The 16,616-nt window shown below is 41.0% G+C and carries 19 protein-coding genes; 4 read left to right on the top strand and 15 right to left on the bottom strand.

What is annotated here, in order from left to right; translation table 11 throughout:
* Positions 1 to 2 precede the first annotated feature (2 nt).
* Positions 3 to 407, top strand: a complete 405-nt coding sequence (locus DRW42_RS24070) for a hypothetical protein (protein ID WP_113951422.1) — start codon at positions 3 to 5, stop codon at positions 405 to 407.
* Positions 408 to 418: 11 nt separating this feature from the next.
* On the opposite strand, the gene DRW42_RS24065 is transcribed toward DRW42_RS24070, so the two are convergent.
* From DRW42_RS24065 to DRW42_RS24005, 13 genes are all read right to left on the bottom strand, one after another.
* The gene (locus DRW42_RS24065; protein ID WP_113951421.1) at positions 419 to 1,231 is read right to left on the bottom strand and encodes a helix-turn-helix domain-containing protein; all 813 of its coding nucleotides are present in this window, start codon (positions 1,229 to 1,231) and stop codon (positions 419 to 421) included.
* 424 nt (positions 1,232 to 1,655) lie between these two features.
* Positions 1,656 to 1,886, bottom strand: a complete 231-nt coding sequence (locus DRW42_RS24060; RefSeq protein WP_113951420.1) for an SRPBCC family protein — start codon at positions 1,884 to 1,886, stop codon at positions 1,656 to 1,658.
* Entirely contained in the window at positions 1,844 to 2,089 is a 246-nt protein-coding gene (locus tag DRW42_RS24055; protein ID WP_147243800.1) for an SRPBCC family protein, read from the bottom strand. Before DRW42_RS24055 ends, DRW42_RS24060 begins: the two co-directional genes overlap by 43 nt.
* 66 nt (positions 2,090 to 2,155) lie before the next feature.
* Entirely contained in the window at positions 2,156 to 3,070 is a 915-nt protein-coding gene (locus DRW42_RS24050; RefSeq protein ID WP_113951418.1) for an AraC family transcriptional regulator, read from the bottom strand.
* Positions 3,071 to 3,122: 52 nt separating this feature from the next.
* Positions 3,123 to 3,845, bottom strand: coding sequence for an SDR family oxidoreductase (locus DRW42_RS24045; protein ID WP_113951417.1), 723 nt, complete (start codon positions 3,843 to 3,845; stop codon positions 3,123 to 3,125).
* Between the two features lie 199 nt (positions 3,846 to 4,044).
* Positions 4,045 to 5,394, bottom strand: coding sequence for an alkaline phosphatase family protein (locus DRW42_RS24040; protein WP_113951416.1), 1,350 nt, complete (start codon positions 5,392 to 5,394; stop codon positions 4,045 to 4,047).
* A 4-nt stretch (positions 5,395 to 5,398) separates the two neighbouring features.
* The gene (gene eboE, locus DRW42_RS24035; RefSeq protein WP_113951415.1) at positions 5,399 to 6,571 is read right to left on the bottom strand and encodes a metabolite traffic protein EboE; all 1,173 of its coding nucleotides are present in this window, start codon (positions 6,569 to 6,571) and stop codon (positions 5,399 to 5,401) included.
* A 3-nt stretch (positions 6,572 to 6,574) separates the two neighbouring features.
* Positions 6,575 to 7,738, bottom strand: a complete 1,164-nt coding sequence (locus DRW42_RS24030) for a 3-dehydroquinate synthase (protein ID WP_113951414.1) — start codon at positions 7,736 to 7,738, stop codon at positions 6,575 to 6,577.
* A 22-nt stretch (positions 7,739 to 7,760) separates the two neighbouring features.
* Entirely contained in the window at positions 7,761 to 8,645 is an 885-nt protein-coding gene (gene eboC, locus DRW42_RS24025) for a UbiA-like protein EboC (protein WP_244215363.1), read from the bottom strand.
* 6 nt (positions 8,646 to 8,651) lie between these two features.
* Positions 8,652 to 9,632 (bottom strand): TatD family hydrolase, encoded by a 981-nt coding sequence (locus DRW42_RS24020; protein WP_113951412.1) that lies wholly within the window; start codon positions 9,630 to 9,632, stop codon positions 8,652 to 8,654.
* Positions 9,633 to 9,657: 25 nt separating this feature from the next.
* Positions 9,658 to 10,515: an EboA domain-containing protein gene (locus DRW42_RS24015; RefSeq protein ID WP_208643629.1), complete on the bottom strand. Its 858-nt coding sequence runs from the start codon at positions 10,513 to 10,515 to the stop codon at positions 9,658 to 9,660.
* 22 nt (positions 10,516 to 10,537) lie between these two features.
* On the bottom strand, positions 10,538 to 10,918 hold the full coding sequence (locus DRW42_RS24010; RefSeq protein ID WP_113951411.1) for a transmembrane 220 family protein: 381 nt from the start codon (positions 10,916 to 10,918) through the stop codon (positions 10,538 to 10,540).
* A gap of 207 nt (positions 10,919 to 11,125) precedes the next feature.
* The gene (locus tag DRW42_RS24005) at positions 11,126 to 11,992 is read right to left on the bottom strand and encodes a LysR family transcriptional regulator (protein WP_113951410.1); all 867 of its coding nucleotides are present in this window, start codon (positions 11,990 to 11,992) and stop codon (positions 11,126 to 11,128) included.
* Between the two features lie 72 nt (positions 11,993 to 12,064).
* Here DRW42_RS24005 and DRW42_RS24000 point away from each other — a divergent pair, with 72 nt between their 5' ends.
* Both DRW42_RS24000 and DRW42_RS23995 read left to right on the top strand, forming a co-directional pair.
* Positions 12,065 to 12,595: a GNAT family N-acetyltransferase gene (locus DRW42_RS24000; RefSeq protein ID WP_113951409.1), complete on the top strand. Its 531-nt coding sequence runs from the start codon at positions 12,065 to 12,067 to the stop codon at positions 12,593 to 12,595.
* A 10-nt stretch (positions 12,596 to 12,605) separates the two neighbouring features.
* Complete coding sequence (locus tag DRW42_RS23995) at positions 12,606 to 13,508, top strand: DMT family transporter (protein WP_113951408.1); 903 nt, start codon at positions 12,606 to 12,608, stop codon at positions 13,506 to 13,508.
* A 33-nt stretch (positions 13,509 to 13,541) separates the two neighbouring features.
* On the opposite strand, the gene DRW42_RS23990 is transcribed toward DRW42_RS23995, so the two are convergent.
* Both DRW42_RS23990 and DRW42_RS23985 read right to left on the bottom strand, forming a co-directional pair.
* Entirely contained in the window at positions 13,542 to 15,137 is a 1,596-nt protein-coding gene (locus DRW42_RS23990) for a GxGYxYP domain-containing protein (RefSeq protein WP_113951407.1), read from the bottom strand.
* 206 nt (positions 15,138 to 15,343) lie between these two features.
* Complete coding sequence (locus tag DRW42_RS23985; RefSeq protein ID WP_113951406.1) at positions 15,344 to 15,925, bottom strand: hypothetical protein; 582 nt, start codon at positions 15,923 to 15,925, stop codon at positions 15,344 to 15,346.
* 308 nt (positions 15,926 to 16,233) lie between these two features.
* Between DRW42_RS23985 and DRW42_RS23980 the strand changes: the two genes are divergently transcribed.
* Positions 16,234 to 16,557 carry a hypothetical protein gene (locus tag DRW42_RS23980; protein WP_113951405.1) on the top strand — a complete coding sequence of 108 codons (324 nt, stop codon included), beginning with the start codon at positions 16,234 to 16,236 and terminating at the stop codon, positions 16,555 to 16,557.
* Positions 16,558 to 16,616 lie beyond the last annotated feature (59 nt).

The raw sequence follows: 16,616 nt of genomic DNA, 5'->3' as shown, positions 1-16,616 counted from the left end.
TTATGAAAAAGATATTCTTGTTCCTCTTAGCAATTGCAGGCATCTTTTATACCTCCTGCAAGAAAACGGACAGAAACGACACCGAAGATGGACCTGGCGAAGTTTACGGAAAATGGAAACTTACAGAAACCATGTTTGATCCTGGTGATGGAAGCGGCAGATACAAAAAAGTAACCGGTGATGCTAAATACCTGACTATAGAAAAATCAGCAGATAAAGCAGGAAATTTTAAAGGTGACGCTGTTCCGGATATATATGCATTCAGGATTTTAGATAGCGTAAGAATGGAAGTTTTCAGCAACACTTATAAAATGCCATTGACTTACCGCTATAAAGTTTCGGCAAAATCGCTCCTGCTTAATCCACCCTGTATTGAGGGTTGTGGATATAGGTTTGTAAGGGAATAGAAATACAGATATCAGCCCCTCGAATTACAGATTTCCTGCTGAAATTTCAGGTATTTTGACGGACTAAGGTTGAGATAATGTTTAAAATCGTGGATTAATTGGCTTTGATCGTAAAAACCACAGGTTTCGATCACTTCGAACCAGTTTACCTGCTTATTATCGATGGTACTTTGCTGTACAAGTTCGATTGCTTTTAGAAAGCGCATATAACGGCCAATTTCTCGTGACGAATACCCCAGGTGCTTTTTCAGGTTCAGCTGTACTGATCTTTCAGAAAGCTTTTCCCGGGCAGAAATTTCCTTTACCGGACTTTTCGGGCTATCACCTAAGGCAATAATCTGTTCTGTTAAAGGATTTCGGTCGCGTATATAAGGCCGGCTAAAATTAAGGATCTGTTCAACTTTTGCATCTACAGTATCGGTTTTACTGAGGCTTGTCCAAAGGGCAGTAAAGCAATTATCATTCAGTAAATCATCCGGATGATGATATTCGTTAAGTGATGCGGTACCAAAAAAACGGTAAAAAGCATCGTCCTTAAAATTTACAACCAGCATTTTCCCTCCTGCCGGAATTACGTAAGTAAAAGCCTGCTTAACAGGGCCGAAAACCAGACATTTATCCATTGATATTTCTTCGTTCTCTTTTGTAAGTAATAGAAGCGGCGCACCAAAACTGAAAACCATCATGGTTTGAAAGGTAGGCAATAAGGTTTGGGTAATGGGTTTACTGGATTTGTTTTCTGCAAAATAAATGTGCGAAAAAAGCTCATCAAATTCAACCGGTACTGCAATGCGGTAACCATCGTATGCTTCTTTATTGCCCATGATCAAAGATGGGCATTTTTTAAATAATCCGGTAATGGCTTTAATATCGGCTTTTTTAAATCATCGCAAGGGATCCTTCGACTCCGCTCAGGATGACAATTCAACAAAAAAACGTCATCTCGATCCGATAATTATCGGATGAAACGGAGAAATCTATCTCGAGGCAAATTTCTCCCTGTCCGAAGCAGGCGGGCATTCCGCTGTATTTCATTTAACAAGCCGGGCGTCATCTCGACCGTAGCGGAGAGATCTATCTCGAGGCAGATTTCTCCGTTTCGCTACACTCCAGTCGAAATGACGGTAACCTGAGGAAGTTATCCAGGCAACAACATCATTTCTCTGAAACAGTTTTCAAGGCATTTAGCCAATAAATAAGCGAAGCTTTGTTTACAGATTGAAATTTACTACTTAACAACCAAACCAGCTAGCCTTCCATACTTTCTTCAACCTTTACAACCGTTTTGTTCCCCAGTTTAATGAATTGCCAGTTATGTATGGCAAATGAACCGAATGCCGGACCAGACCATCCTACTTTGCTCTTATTTTCAACAGTATGAAAGGTAGAGCGGATGGTTAAGCCATGTGTTTTCCAATCGAAAGAGGTCCCCACCTTCAAAGGGCCGTTAATTTTACTATTGGGATTTCCTTTTGCCATTGCGGCCACTGGTTTACATCGGCAAAAATTTTCCAAACGCTATCGATGGGTGCATCAATAACGATTTGCAGTTTGGTAACCACCGGAGCATCTTCGTGAATATTTTTGGTTACGTGGTAAGAACTGCTCATTTCCAGTCCGGCAATGGTTAAAGCCAATAACACTATAACAAGGCCTGCTACTTTGATTAATCTTTTCATCATTATTTTTATTGAGATAATGATTCAAAAGTAAAGCCCTAAACCTTGCTAAAATTGTAAGTTTCCGAATCAGTTAAACGATTGCCGGAATGCAATCGGTGATAGATTGGTTTTGGATTTAAACAATTTACTAAAGGATTGCGGGTGACCAAAACCCAATTGATAGGCAATTTCGCTAATGGTAAGTGTAGTGGTTGATAGTTTTTCCTTCGCCCTTTCAATCAGTTTATCGTGGATATGCTGCTGGGTACTTTGCCCTGTAGTAACCTTTAACAAACTACTCAGGTAATCGGGCGAGAGGTTTAATTCTGCGGCCAGATCATTTACAGTGGGCAAACCATTTTCCACAGCATTTTCGTCGAAATAACGATCAAGAAAACTTTCAACCTGATCCAAAACCTGTTGGTTGGTAATCCTCCGGGTAATAAACTGGCGATGGTAAAAACGTTCGGCGTAGTTAAGCAGCACTTCTATCTGTGAGATAATAATCTGCTGACTAAAGGCATCAATATTGGCCTGGTATTCCTGCTGGATATTTTGTATAATACCCGACATGGTAATTTCTTCCTTTTCGGAAAGAAACAGCGCTTCGTGTACCGAATAACTGAAATAAACGTATTTCTTTATGGTGGTAGCCAGTGGAAAATTCCAAAGAAAATCGGGGTGAATTAACAACATCCAACCTGACTTATCGGGTGAATCGTCTGTTACTTCTACCCTGAAAACCTGTCCGGGGGCAATAAAAAACAAAGTACCTTCGTCGAAATCATATTCCTGTTGTCCGTATTTAAATCTGCCGGTCATGTTCTTTTTCAAAGCGATGAAATAGAAATCAAAAACCCAGCTTACCGTATTAATGGTAGGCGAATGTTTCATATCGCCGTAATCTACCAAACTGATGAGCGGGTGTTCGGGTTTGGAAAGTCCCCTCACCCTGTGATATTCGGTAATACTTTTTATCCGTTGAACCTGCTGACTGGCCATTGATTGAGATGTTTATAATACATAACTAAGAAAAAATACTGATATGGTAAAATTACCATGGAATTTCGCCATCCTCTTTGAAAAATTTACCCGTTGTACCCGGAGGCGGTTGATTAACAAGACTTACAATGGCTTTGGCTCCCTGTTCTACCGTTTTTACGCCCTGAAAATTATTCAGATCGGTAGCCGTGTAACCTGGGGTAACACTGTTTACACGAAAGTTTGTGCCACTTAACTCGTTTGCCAGCATTACCGTGAAAGTATTAAGTGCCGTTTTAGAGGAACCATAAGCATGGTAATTATCCCAATTGGTGTTTCTACCGGGTGTGGTGTGCATGGTTAAAGAACCCACTTCGCTCGAGACGTTGATGATTGATGGCGCTTCGGCCTTTCTAAGCAAAGGCAAAAACTGCTGTGTAGTTTGGATTACGCCAAAATAATTGGTTTCGAAAATTTCGCGGAGGTTTGTCATCTCGCAGGTCGAAATATTTTGTGGCTGATCGCCGGGAATGCCTGCATTGTTGATCAATATATCCAACGCAGGCAACTCATTTTCCAAAAGTGCTTTTGCCTTATTGATGGAGTTTATATCAGTAACATCAAGTTTAATCAACGCAACATTTACTAAACCTGCAGCTTTTAACTGTGCTTCGGCCTCTTTACCATTATTTTCGTTCCTGCTGCCTAAATAAACAAAATAACCTTGTGTTAGTAGCTGTTTTGCGGTTTCGAAGCCTATGCCTTTATTGGCTCCGGTAATTAAAACTGTTTTCATGTGTAATTATTTTTGTGAACCGTTTAATGCTGGTTCTTATAATTACAAATTTCTAATTTTCAGAAATGGCAGATGTAGGCTAATCCGGTAGAGTTGTAGCCGAATCCTTTTTTTCATCAGGTCCGTCATGCTGAATTTATTTCAGCATCTTTCGTGCTATAAAGACCCTGAAATAAATTCAGGGTGACGACACCTCATATTAAACAGTCAAACTCTCCCAAATTACATCATAAACATCTGGCGCATGCAAAGTTTTACCTACAGGTTTCGAAGTAACCAAAACTGGTTTGTACTCATCTGTTACATTGGTACGGCCATGCGATCCTTTAACCAATGTTGCATCCAATGGAATTACATCCATCACATAACGGAAACCTGCTTTTTTCCTCAATAATTTATAACCTGCGCGGAGTTTAGAAGTCATAAACATTTCTACCGGATCGTAACCGGGTTTTTTATGGATATCAACTACCCTTGCATAATCGGGTGCTTTGGCATCATCTAGCCAGAAATAGTAGCTAAACCAACTGTTTTCTTTGGCCACCAATACCAGATCGCCAGAACGTTCGTGATTGATGTGGTGTTTTTCCTGCTCTTCTTTATCTAAAACCAATTCGATACCCGCAGCATTTTTTAATAGAGATTTCACCTGTTTGGTTACACTTTTATCATTGATGTACACATGCGCAATCTGATGATCGGCCACTACAAAAGCTTTTGAAGCACCCGGATCCAATAACTCCAATCCCCTTTCTTCGCGGATCTGGATTAATCCATTTTCCCTGAATAAACGGTTTAAATGAATCGGATTGTTAACCGGCGCAATGCCATATTCGGAAAGTAATATGATACGGGCGCCCTTTTCTTCGTAAAAACGCACCAGATCAGAAACCACCTGATCAATTTCCTGTAATTCGGGCTTGATTTTTTCCAAATCTGGTCCGAATTTTTGTAAACAATAATCTAAATGAGGCAAATAGATCAAAGTAAGCGTAGGATTATGAAGTTTTTCGGTTTCCATTGCCGCATCTGCAATCCACCTGGTTGATTTAATGTTGGCTCCCGGTCCCCAAAATTGAAATAAGGGAAACTGACCAAGTTTATCCTGCAGGTAATCGCGCAGCTCGGCAGGTTGCGAATAACAATCGGGTAGTTTACGGCCATCGGCGAGGTAATTTGGGCGTGGTGTTACCGAATAATCAACCGTTGAGTACATGTTGTACCACCAGAACATATTGGCACAGGTAAAGTTAGGATCTTCTTTTTTAGCCTGATCCCATATTTTTTCAGCATTTACGAGTTTGTTAGACTGTTTCCAGAATTTAACTTCAGCATCGGCATGATCGTACCAGCCATTACCTACAATACCGGTTTCGGAAGGAAATTTCCCGGTAAGGTAACTCGATTGTACAGAAGTTGTAACCGCAGGCAGCAAAGGCTCAATGGTGCTGAAATGATGCTCTGAAATATATTTCTGGATAAAAGGCGTATGTGCTCCGATTACGGATGCAGACAGGCCCACTATGTCGATAACTACGGTTTTATGCATAATTTTAATATTCTAATAATGTTTTTACCCAGGCCAGTTCCCTGATAATGGAATCGTTTAGAGGGGCTTTTAAAGCAGTTGGCAAAACTTCCCAGGTATAGGTTTCTACTTCGAGATGGGCAGTAAAAGGTGCTCTTTTTTGCAGGCTCAATACTTCTGTTATATCACTCTGGGTTGATTGGATCAGGCCCATATCTTCTACAAAAATAGGCACATGGAAATGCGCCCGCCACTCTTCTACCGATAAATCTCCACCCTCTGCCAATGCATCTGCAAGATCGGGATAGCGCATTAAAGTACCGTCGTTTTTGCGTGCAATTACCTGATGCAGGTAAGTTGGTTCATCAAAACGGCTTAACTGATCCAATATCGAAGTTCTTTCTGTTGTAGAAGCGGATAATTTTGCTTTCAGCGCAGCGCTAATCTGGATTTTACCAATTTTAATGCCTTTATCATTCAATTCGCTAATAATAGCTGTGTGTGGTTCGTATCCGATGGCAAAATGACAAACATCATAACATAAATTGATGTGTTTTTTAATCAGATTTTCATTATTTCCGGCAGGTAAAAGCACATTTTCGTACCAGTGGATAAATTCAGGACCAGATTCAAGAAAACCATCAGGTTCTGGTTCGATATCCAGGTGGATCAATCTGCCGGTCTGTTCCTGTATTTGCTGCAAGCCTTTGGCAACTTTTATAATATTGGCGGTTGCTGTAGCTGTGGCATTTTCTCTTGCCTCAGCATCGGTAAACCAGGGCTTATAACTCAATGGAGAGGTAGAAATGCCGCCATCCATATCTTCCGGAAGCAATTGTGAAAGGATATCAGCCAAACGGAGCGTATAATTTACCCTATCGTCTGTAGTCCAATCAGGTGCATGTACCTGATCTTTAACCCTGGTATGATGAAAACCCCCATAAGGAAAACCGTTCATGGTAAACACATAGCCGCCTTCATCCTGAAGCCATTGTTTAAAAACCGATAAATTGTCGTTTTCTAAAAGTTCGGTGCTGGCGAGGTTAGAAAGGCGTAAACCAATCCCCATCGGCGAACCGGGCGATAATTGTGCTTTTAACACTGGAAAACTAGCTTTCAACACCGCGAAATGCGCTTCCCAACTTTCGCCGGCATAAATATTGGTACAGAAAGTTAAATGTCCGGAGTTTAATTTCATGGCCTAATGTTGAATGGTAGCAGTTTGGTTATTTAAAATTTCGGCGGCCTGTTTTAAAATCTCAGCATCGATTTCGTGTACTTCTTCGCCACTGCCAATGCCGGTAAGCAGGGTAATGGTTAACTGGCCGCCAAGGTGTTCGCGGAACTCTTCGAGCCCCTGTAAAATCGGACTATTGCCTTCGGTAACCTGTAATAAAGGATGCGTTAACTCAAAACCCAATTGCTGGATCAGGTTAATTACCCTTTGGGCTTCTTCGGCGGAAATTCTTCCTGATAAGTTAGAATATACACTATCCAAAGCAATGCCCATAGCTACTGCTTCGCCATGCCTTACCTCAAAATTGGTGAGGTATTCGAGTTTATGGGCACTCCAGTGACCGAAATCCAATGGCCTGGCCGAACCGTTTTCGAAAGGATCGGCACTACGAATATGCTCTAAATGTAATTTGGCGCATTTCCAGATCTGGTAATTCATTGCTTCAATGTCTCGTGCAGCAAGTGCTGCTGCATTGGCTTCGAGCCATTCGAAAAATTCAGCATCTTTAATCAGGGCCACTTTAATGGCTTCGGCAATACCTGAACGCCAGTCGCGGTCGGATAAAGTGCTTAAAAAAAGTTCATCATTAAAAACAGCAACAGGTGGTGAAAAAGTACCCAGAAAATTCTTTTTATTGAAATAGTTAATGCCGTTTTTTACGCCCACGCCAGAATCATTTTGCGAAAGTACGGTACTTGGTATCCTGATGTGTTTAATGCCCCTGTGTGCTACAGTTGCAGCATAACCCACCATATCGAGCACGGCACCACCACCAATTGCGGCAACAAAAGAGTGCCTGTCGATACCATGGATATTAATGGCATCAAGCACCTGATCGAAATAACGCGTATCGTTTTTTACCTGTTCTCCCCCCGGGATGATCAGCACATCCTGGATCAGTTGTGTTTTATCATATCTGGAGAAATAGGCTTTAATTTCAGCAACAAGCCCCACGTGTGCATTGGCCACGCCTTCGTCGATTACAAATAAAATTTTCTTTACGGTAACCGCCGGGTTTAAGTTGAGTAAAAAACTATTCAGCAATTCGTTTTCTGGTGAAAACAAAGCTGAAGTAAAAAAAACGTTGTAGTTATATTGTACGGTGAACGATTGATGTAAATGTTCCATATCAGTGGATAATGTGTGTTGTTTAGGTAACGGCGAATAATTTAGAGAGCCATAACGATAAAGGTAATAAAGCGGCAATTACAAAAGCGAGAATCAGCGCATCGAAAGTTACTGCCCAGGCGGCATCCATCAAAACTAAAGATATTACCCCGGCTTTAACCGCAGCCCCTATATTTTTGCCAACAGGTTGTTTAATCGCCTTTAAAAGAGGCCTGAAAATCATAAAGGCAAAAGGCACCAGAAAAAGCAGCGACCACAATAAACGATCGTTCGCAAAAGCGAAAGAAGCAATGGCAAAAATTACAATGGCATATAAAAAAGCTGCGATGTATAAGTTTTTAGCTTGTCCGCCATGCACTTCGCCACGGCTTGTCATGGTAATGGAGAAAATATACACCACCGGAATAACAGCCAGGTAATAATGACTGCAAAGCATTTCGGGCACGATACTTAAACCGAGCAATAAATTAAAACCACGGCATAAACCCATATTTAGCGGACCGAAAAAAGAATGGTGTTTACCAAATTTATTGTAGAGTAAGGCAAAAACAGCAACCAATAGCGCCAGTATGCCCGAAGTAAAACTATTTAAAGCTGCTAATATAATTCCACCAGAGAGTAAAAGGGTACCAAAAGTGGTCGCATTCTGTAAACTGATCAAGCCGCTTGGGATGGCGCGCTCAGGACGTTCGATTTTATCAAGCTCAGCATCAAATACGTCGTTAAAAACGATGCCTCCACCATATAAACAGGCGGTTGAGGCAGCTAAAAGCAAAATTGAAAGCCATGGAATGGAAAATCCACTGCTTAAAACACCCGAAATGGCGATACCTGCTAAAATATCGGCTACAGAGGTAACAATATTGGCAGGGCGCATCATGCGCAGGTAAACAATTAATTTTTTCAATACAATTTAGCTAATGATGATCGAAGATTTATCGGGTCTGGGCTGTTGTCCGCCGCGCAAAATGGTATTGCCTTCAAATTTTTCCGTAAGGTCTGCCTGTGCGTTAAAATCGGCTTCGTCGATCTGTCCGCTTTGGGCAAAGGCTGTAATCGCATTGCGGTAGGTAACCAGTTCAATATCCTGATCGCTTAACCCACGCATTTTCATTAAAGCTGCAGTTTTTGGTACTGCTAACGGATCGCTGATACCCCAATCGGCAGCCGAGTTTACCATAATACGTTCTGCGCCATACTGTTTTACAATTTCGACCATACGCTTGTTACCCATTTTAGTAAAGGGGTAAATGGTAAAAGCTGCCCAAAAACCACGGTCTAATACCTCTTTTACGGTTTCTTCATTATTATGGTCGATGATAACCTGGTACGGATCGAGGCCATGCTCCAGGGCAATGTCCATGCTCCTTTGGGTACCTTTCTTCTTATCGCGGTGCGGGGTATGCACCTGTACCGGCAAGCCTGCTTCTTTAGCAAGTTCGAGCTGTAACCTGTAATATTTTTCTTCGGCAGCAGTCTGGTCGTCGAAACCGATTTCACCGATCCCCACCACACCTTCTTTATAAATGAACATAGGAAGGATTTCCATTACCTGCTCGGCTAAACTTTCGTTATTGGCTTCTCTCGAATTAAGTCCGATAGTACAATAATGTTTAATACCAAATTGTGAGGAACGGAAACGCTCCCAGCCAATGAGGCTGCTATAATAATCCCTGAAACTATCCAGCCCTGTACGCGGTTGCCCCAGCCAGAATGCTGGCTCAATAAGCGCAACAACACCGGCATCGGCCATGGCTTGGTAATCATCAGTAGTTCTTGAAGTCATGTGAACATGTGGATCGAAGAATTTCATTCCTTTTACGCTACTGATATCAAAAGCCTCCGGCTCCCCCATCAATGCTTTATCGCTTGCGATTGAACTGCTACAACACATATCTTTATCTTAATTTTTTTATTGGTTAAATTGAATCCCAGTTTAAACTTCCATCAGCAAGCGCCAGTTTCAGTTCGGGAAAGGTATTGATATAATCTTTTGCCGGCTGGTAATCTGATCCGGCTACGGCCAGTGCAATGGCACGTTGCTCGGCTTGATCATAACGCTGCAGACTGGTTTTGAGGTCTTCAAAAATTTCGGCGTTGATAAATTTGCCTACCAGACGCCAAAGCTGTGGATTGACTTCCCTACCGGCAGCCCAGCGTTCTTTTGCATAATCAACCAGTGTTAGCGCGAGTTGAACATTAGCGCGTTCGTCTAAATCAACAATATTTTTAATGTTCTTTTCAGTAAAAAAAGCCTTTAGTACCAGTTGGTTCCAGGCTGCTTCATCAAGATTTGCCGGCGGATATGGATTATTTTCCATAATGGCTTCGAGTACTGAACCAATGTTGCTCCTGATCCCTTCGGCACAGCGTTTTACCCAGATTTCAGGGTGGGCCAAAAATGGCAGTGCCGAATATAATGCTACGGCTTCGTTCACCTCTGCTGATAGAAATAAACGATCGATGCCTGAAAATAAAAGTTCTTTATTTTCCAGCTCCATACCGGCCAATAACCACACCCGGCTAAGCCTGTCGATCGTCCAGTTACGGATATAGCCAAAGCCTGCCGTATCCAGTGCTTTTTGTTGATCATCGTTAATTGCAACCGATAATTTGCCTGTTTTACGTGGCAGCATCACAAATGTTTTAGCCAGCTGTGCTGGTTGATCTGGCGATTGCATAAAGTCTTCCAGCCACTTTTCGGCCTCCAAACTTATATTGTTTTTAACAACAGACCATATTATTTCTTTTACCGCCTTCATATTATCATCTCTCATAAATAAAATTGCCGAAAGGCATTTATGCGGTAATACCTGCCGAACAGAAATAGTTAATCAGCAGTGCACCTGCAATAATTAAAAGGCCAAAAAATTCGCGTGTTTGCTCAATATATGGTTTAGTGGCCTGCATGCTCTGCACGAGGCTCTCGCGTCTGTATTTCGTAATCCAGTCGCGCACACCATCTTTGGCAAAGAAAAGGATAATGGCATATATAAGGTAGAAGGCAACTAAAACCAGGTAAGCTACAGGATAAAATTTACCAGCAGCGGCCAGGCCACAAGATATTGCGGCACTTAAATAAATGGATACCCAAAGAAAAGCATCATTATCATTAAGGTTTACATAGGCAAAACCTAAAAACGAGATGCAGAAAATAATGTTAAGAATAATTAAAGGCATTTTAAATTATTTGGTTTAAAACAAGCTAAATCGATTTCCCGATTCTCCGATTGAAAAACAAAGTTATTTAAACTGAACACTTTTTTTGCACTAAAATTGTAAATTATACACTGCTATAAAATATTTTTTTGATTAATAATAATCAAATTTCAGCGCCCACTGTCCCAAAGGCCAGCTATTGTAAATAGTCATTATGCATAAATAGAATTACCCTTCAAAAACCAGTTTCAAAATGTTCGCCAATACAGGATTATGATCATCTGCCCGCCAATTGATCAGTAAATCGGTTTTAAAAGGCAGCGGGATAAACCGTAGTCCGGGGCTTTGATGGTGCATATAAGAATCGGGCAGAATGGCAATCCCCAAACCTTTTCTTACCAATGCGATAATTGTTGATCCAAATTCGGAGTGGAGAAATACATCAGGAACAAAATCATAAGATTTAAAAAGGGCCTGGATAATTTCACTGTAACTACTCCCCCCATCATTTGTGGGCAGGATAAATTTCTGCTGTTTTAAACTTTCGGTTGATAAATCATCAAAGCTTTTAAACGGATGCTCCAGCGGCACCACCAGCGCCAGATGATCGGAATATATTTTTTTTGCCCTGATTCCTGGTTCGCTATTGATATCGCGGGTAATGGCAAGATCTATCTTGTAATTCTTTAAAAATTCAAGCTGATTTTCATATAAAACTTGAACCAGTTTAATCTGAAGTTGTGGAAATTCACGAGTAATCATCGCTAAAATATCGGGCATCAGCGAGGCAGATATCGAATCGGGATGCGCAATAGTGATTGTTCCGCGTTCACCAAGATGGAGCTGTTTGGCAAACTGGTGGATGTATTCGAGTTCACTTAACTCTACCTCCCATTTTTCTTTTAAAAATTTTCCGGCAGGAGTGAGTTTTACATTGCGTTTATTGCGTTCGAAAAGCTGTAAACCCAGTTCGTTTTCGAGCGACTGGATTTGCCTGCTAAGGGCTGATTGCGTGATATTTACCTTCTCGGCTGTTTTCCAATAATGAAGCTGCTCTGAAAGGGCTAAAAAATATTTGATTCGCTGAAGATCCATTAATGCAAAATATGCATTAATAAATGAAATAATAGCATTTCATATCATTTAATAACTTGTTACATTCGTGCCATGGAGCAAATCATCATCGAAAGGGTAAGTATTACCGACATTAAAAAACTACAGGAAATCGGGAGAACTACATTTTTTGAAGCTTTTGCCGGGGTAAACACGGCAGAAAACATGAAAGATTACCTCGAAAACAGCTTTTCGGAAGAGAAACTGGAAACGGAACTGAACAACAAGGATTCTCAATTTTATTTTGCCCTGGTGAATGGAAATGTGGTTGCCTATTTAAAAATCAATACTGGCGAAGCACAAAATGAAAAAATGAATGATGCACTCGAAATTGAACGTATTTACGTATTAAAAGCATTCTACGGGAAAAATGTAGCACAAAACCTCTATCAAAAAGCAATTGATATTGCTTACGAAATGCAAGTTGGTACGGTATGGCTTGGTGTTTGGGAAGAAAACTACAGGGCTTTAAGGTTTTATGAGAAAAATGGTTTTATACCCTTTGGCAAACATTCGTTCTGGCTTGGTGATGATGAGCAAACAGACCTGCTGATGAAAAAAGAACTGGCTATACGAACGAATTAAAAGCATCTTAATGGAAAAAAGAACACTTTTCCTGATTTTACTAATCCTGGGTACCGCTTTCTGGGGCATTTCCTTTTCGGTTACCAAACTGGCCATTGGCCAGAGCCAGCCACTTTTATTTTTATTTTACCGTTTCTTTCTGGCCACGATGGTTTTATCGGCGATTTTTTGGAAACATGTAAAAAAACTCAATTTAGCTGCTATAAAAACAGGTACAGGCCTCGCGATTCCACTGGTGCTTGGCATTTACCTGCAAACATTGGGCATTACCCATACCTCGGCATCACAATGTTCGTTTGTTGCAGGCATAACGGTGGTGATGATCCCGGTGATTAAACTAATTATTTACCGGAAATCTACGTCCCTAAAAATATGGCTGGCTGCCTTTACCGCGCTGATTGGTTTGTTTGTGATTTCCATTAACGATCATCTTCGTATCGGAACCGGCGATTTGTACACCATCGTTGGCGCATTTTGCTTTGCCATATACCTGATACAGATTGAGAAGGAATCGAAAGCTGGTGATATTGTGCCTACCATCGTACCCATGTTCGGCACCTGCGCCATATTAACCTTTTTACTGGCCGCTTTTCAGAACGATACAGTATGGATACCGCAGCAGCAAACCTTTTGGATAGGCATTATTTTCTGTGCGTTATTTTCGACCGCATACATGTACACCATATCCAACATCGCCCAAAAATACATCAGTGCCGAAAGGGTATCCATCATTTACCTTTTCGAACCGGTTTTTGGAGCCTTTGCAGCACATTTTATTTTAGGAGAAGAAATTACATCCCGCTTGATTATGGGAGGCGGATTGATATTTCTGGCTACACTGATATCGGAACTTAACTGGAGGATACCAAGCCAGCCTGCAATATTGGGGCTATTGAAAGGAAAAAAGGGTTAACATATTTTGTCAGGTTAGTATATGTATTTCTATTCAGGGATTAATGGTAATGCCCTTTTCTTCGCGGACAAGTTGAAAAAGGTGATCCGGACGAACAACTAAATAATCCTCATTAAGTGAATTAGCTACATTTTTAAAACTTGTTGGCGATATATTTGTCCAGGGCTGCGCCTGTATAATGATGAAACGTGGCGAGGTTTTATCCCAACCTGATGCCGCTCTGGCAATATGGTCCTTCATTGCCTGTTCATTTGTACAATAGTTACAGCTAAGTGCCATTCCTGGCAAACTGTTATTATAGATTGTGAGCCCGCCTCCGGTATTCTGTGCCGTTACACCTAATAAAGTTTTTGACTGATCGGCATAGACCTTCCCAATTTCAGGATTAATACCGCCCACAATGGTATTCCAGATGGTAATTACCCGTAAACCCGCACGTTTATTATAATCTTCGGTTTTAGAAACAAACTTTTTTAATAATTTTTCGTCAGGCCAGGTATTAGGATAAGTATAACCGTAGCCGGATGGTCCGGAAATCAGGTTATCATTATTGGTAGCACTTTGCCAATAGTAGTTAAGTGCACCAGGCATGGCATCCAGCATGGCAGGCGATACCGTCCATCCCATTGGCACAGCACCCCGGTCCGGATTATTCCAGAGTTTACGCATCAGATGCTCGGTAAACTGTAAATTATCTCCATCGCTCAATATAAATGCAACATAAATCTTATTGTTAAGTTCCGGTTTTTGGGGGATCGGTTTTATTTTTACAGTTCTGGATGTTCCGCTATGTACCGTTAAGTTCGAACACCAGTCGCTGGCAATGGTGGCAATGCCATACTTCGAAGCGCGCTCTACCCCTGGCCCTTCCTGTGGCCACCAGCCCATAAAATTTCCTCCAGGCGACATTGAAGATAAAAATTTGTTCAGCAACTCACTTTCACCGGTTATTTTAGGATCGAGCCATATTACTGCGGTACCCAGGGCTACTGCATACTCGCGAAGGGCTGCTTTATGTGCATTAGGATTTAACGCTATCAACAAACGGTGATCAAGATGTGGCCAGTATTCGTCATATAGCGATTGATAAACTTCAAGCTTACTATTAAATTTCCCCCTCAAATCCAGCAAAACAGGCAGGTTGTAAGGAGCAGCTGTTAATTTAGATAACAACAAAGGCGAGGCAATCAGTGCATTTTTGTTTTTTGCAAGTACCGTGGCGAGGTTAACCGTATGGATCTGATCGGGATCATAAACAATTAATCCTGAAATTTCTCTCCGGTATTTGGTAATCAGATCCCATTTATCTGCAGGTTCTGCCCAGCTCAACCCTAATGATTGTAGCCAGGTATGCGGTCCTTCGGCAAAAGCATCGCCCTCGTAGGAAAAAATACGCGGTTTAGTTCTATTGATAGTTCCTTTTAAAGAAGCAAACAGATACATTTCTGCCGAAGTGTAAGGCGAGTTTTGCCGCAGCGTGATTAAATCCTGCACGGGTGCCGCCGCCGGAAAAGATGGAAGCAGCTGACCAGCGGGCCATTTGATCTGTGCCATAGCTGGTGTAATAAACAGATATAAAAAAAGAAAGCAAAGGCTTTTGGTGCTAAGCATTTTAATCAGTTTTATCATCTGTTAAATATAGTATTATTGTTAACAACCGGAGAAAAAATACCCATTTCTAAACCCAACAAAGAGGCCGTAAAACAAGGCTTGCAAACGTGTTAAGTGGTAAACATATAATAATTAATAAACAACAAGGTCTGCCCCTTTAATAAGAGCAGACCTTGTACCCATCAGCATAAAAAACTGATGATAAACCAGAAAATGAAGAATAATTAGTTCATATCTCCTTTTACTTTTCTTGCTGTTCCTCTACCTGGCAGATAGATCTGGAATCCGAAAGAAAGATTTAAATTGTTCTGCATGGTTGAGCTTCCAAAACCTACAAGGCCTTTGTATTTAACCAAAGTTTCTAAACCAATGTTAGGGGTAATAAAGTACGCAAAACCAGGACCAACACTTAAATCCAGTCCGTTGGTATTACCACCGCCATTACTCACATTCACACCACCCACACCAACAGTTGCTTCAGCAAAGAAACGTCCGTGTTTTAATACTTCCACATCTTTACCGGCATAGTAACGTCCTAATGCACCAACACCATAACTTGTTGTTGTAGCCGAATTTTTAGCCGTTTCTAAACCGAAGTTTACATAACCACCCACTGCTAAATTGTCTTCGATAAACCAGGCAGCTTTCGGCGTAATATCAATACTGAAAACATTTGGTGCATCTAAACCAAGATTAATGTTGGTTAGATTTCCACCAACCATAACATTACCTTTTTGAATCTGTGCTTGTGCACTTCCGGCAAACAATAGCCCTGCAAATAGAAATTTTAATAGATTTTTTTTCATAATAGACGAATTATATATTTATTCCGTCTCAACATCACTACAATCACATAGTTTTAATTAAATGCAGAAATAGATTTAAGTCTCTGAAAAAGAACGGCATAATTGCACTCCTAAAAGGGGTATAATATCTCGGCTTTTAGTATGGGTACACTTCTGTAGCCTGCATTTGTTTTTTAGAGGATGGACAAAATTCCATTCGTGAATATGTATATCAGCTCACCAGGCGTTGGATTCAAATCAGCCATTTCTTTATAGAAACCGGAACCATCACCACCAACGGAACAATAGCCTCTCGTTTTTTGCCACGCATGTTCAATATACCACTGGGCAAACTTTATAAACCAATGGTATGCGGAGAATGGGTATGGGCCGATCAACATCCGCAGCACCCAAAACATAACCAAAAAGGATCGAGCAAAAATTTATCAGCATTAATTGCTATTGCAAACCGTAGAAATGATGTTGTTTATCACCAGATAGAGCCAGATAAAGTGTTTTGTGGCATTCCTTTCGAAAGTAGATCAGCCTACTTTGAAACCGGTGATATTCCTATCGGATATTTTAAAAAAAACGGAATAGAATATATGGTTATTTATAGTTATGTGGCTGATGGGAAAGGGAGTTTTGGGTGAAGGGGAGGTAAATCAATTAAAGCCCTTACGGATTGTGAGGGTTTTAATATAATGATGCC

It is taken from the genome of Pedobacter miscanthi, from assembly GCF_003315595.1.
Classification (GTDB): domain Bacteria; phylum Bacteroidota; class Bacteroidia; order Sphingobacteriales; family Sphingobacteriaceae; genus Pedobacter; species Pedobacter miscanthi.
Note: the sequence above shows the minus strand (reverse complement) of the source record. Positions and strands in the feature narration are given on the sequence as shown.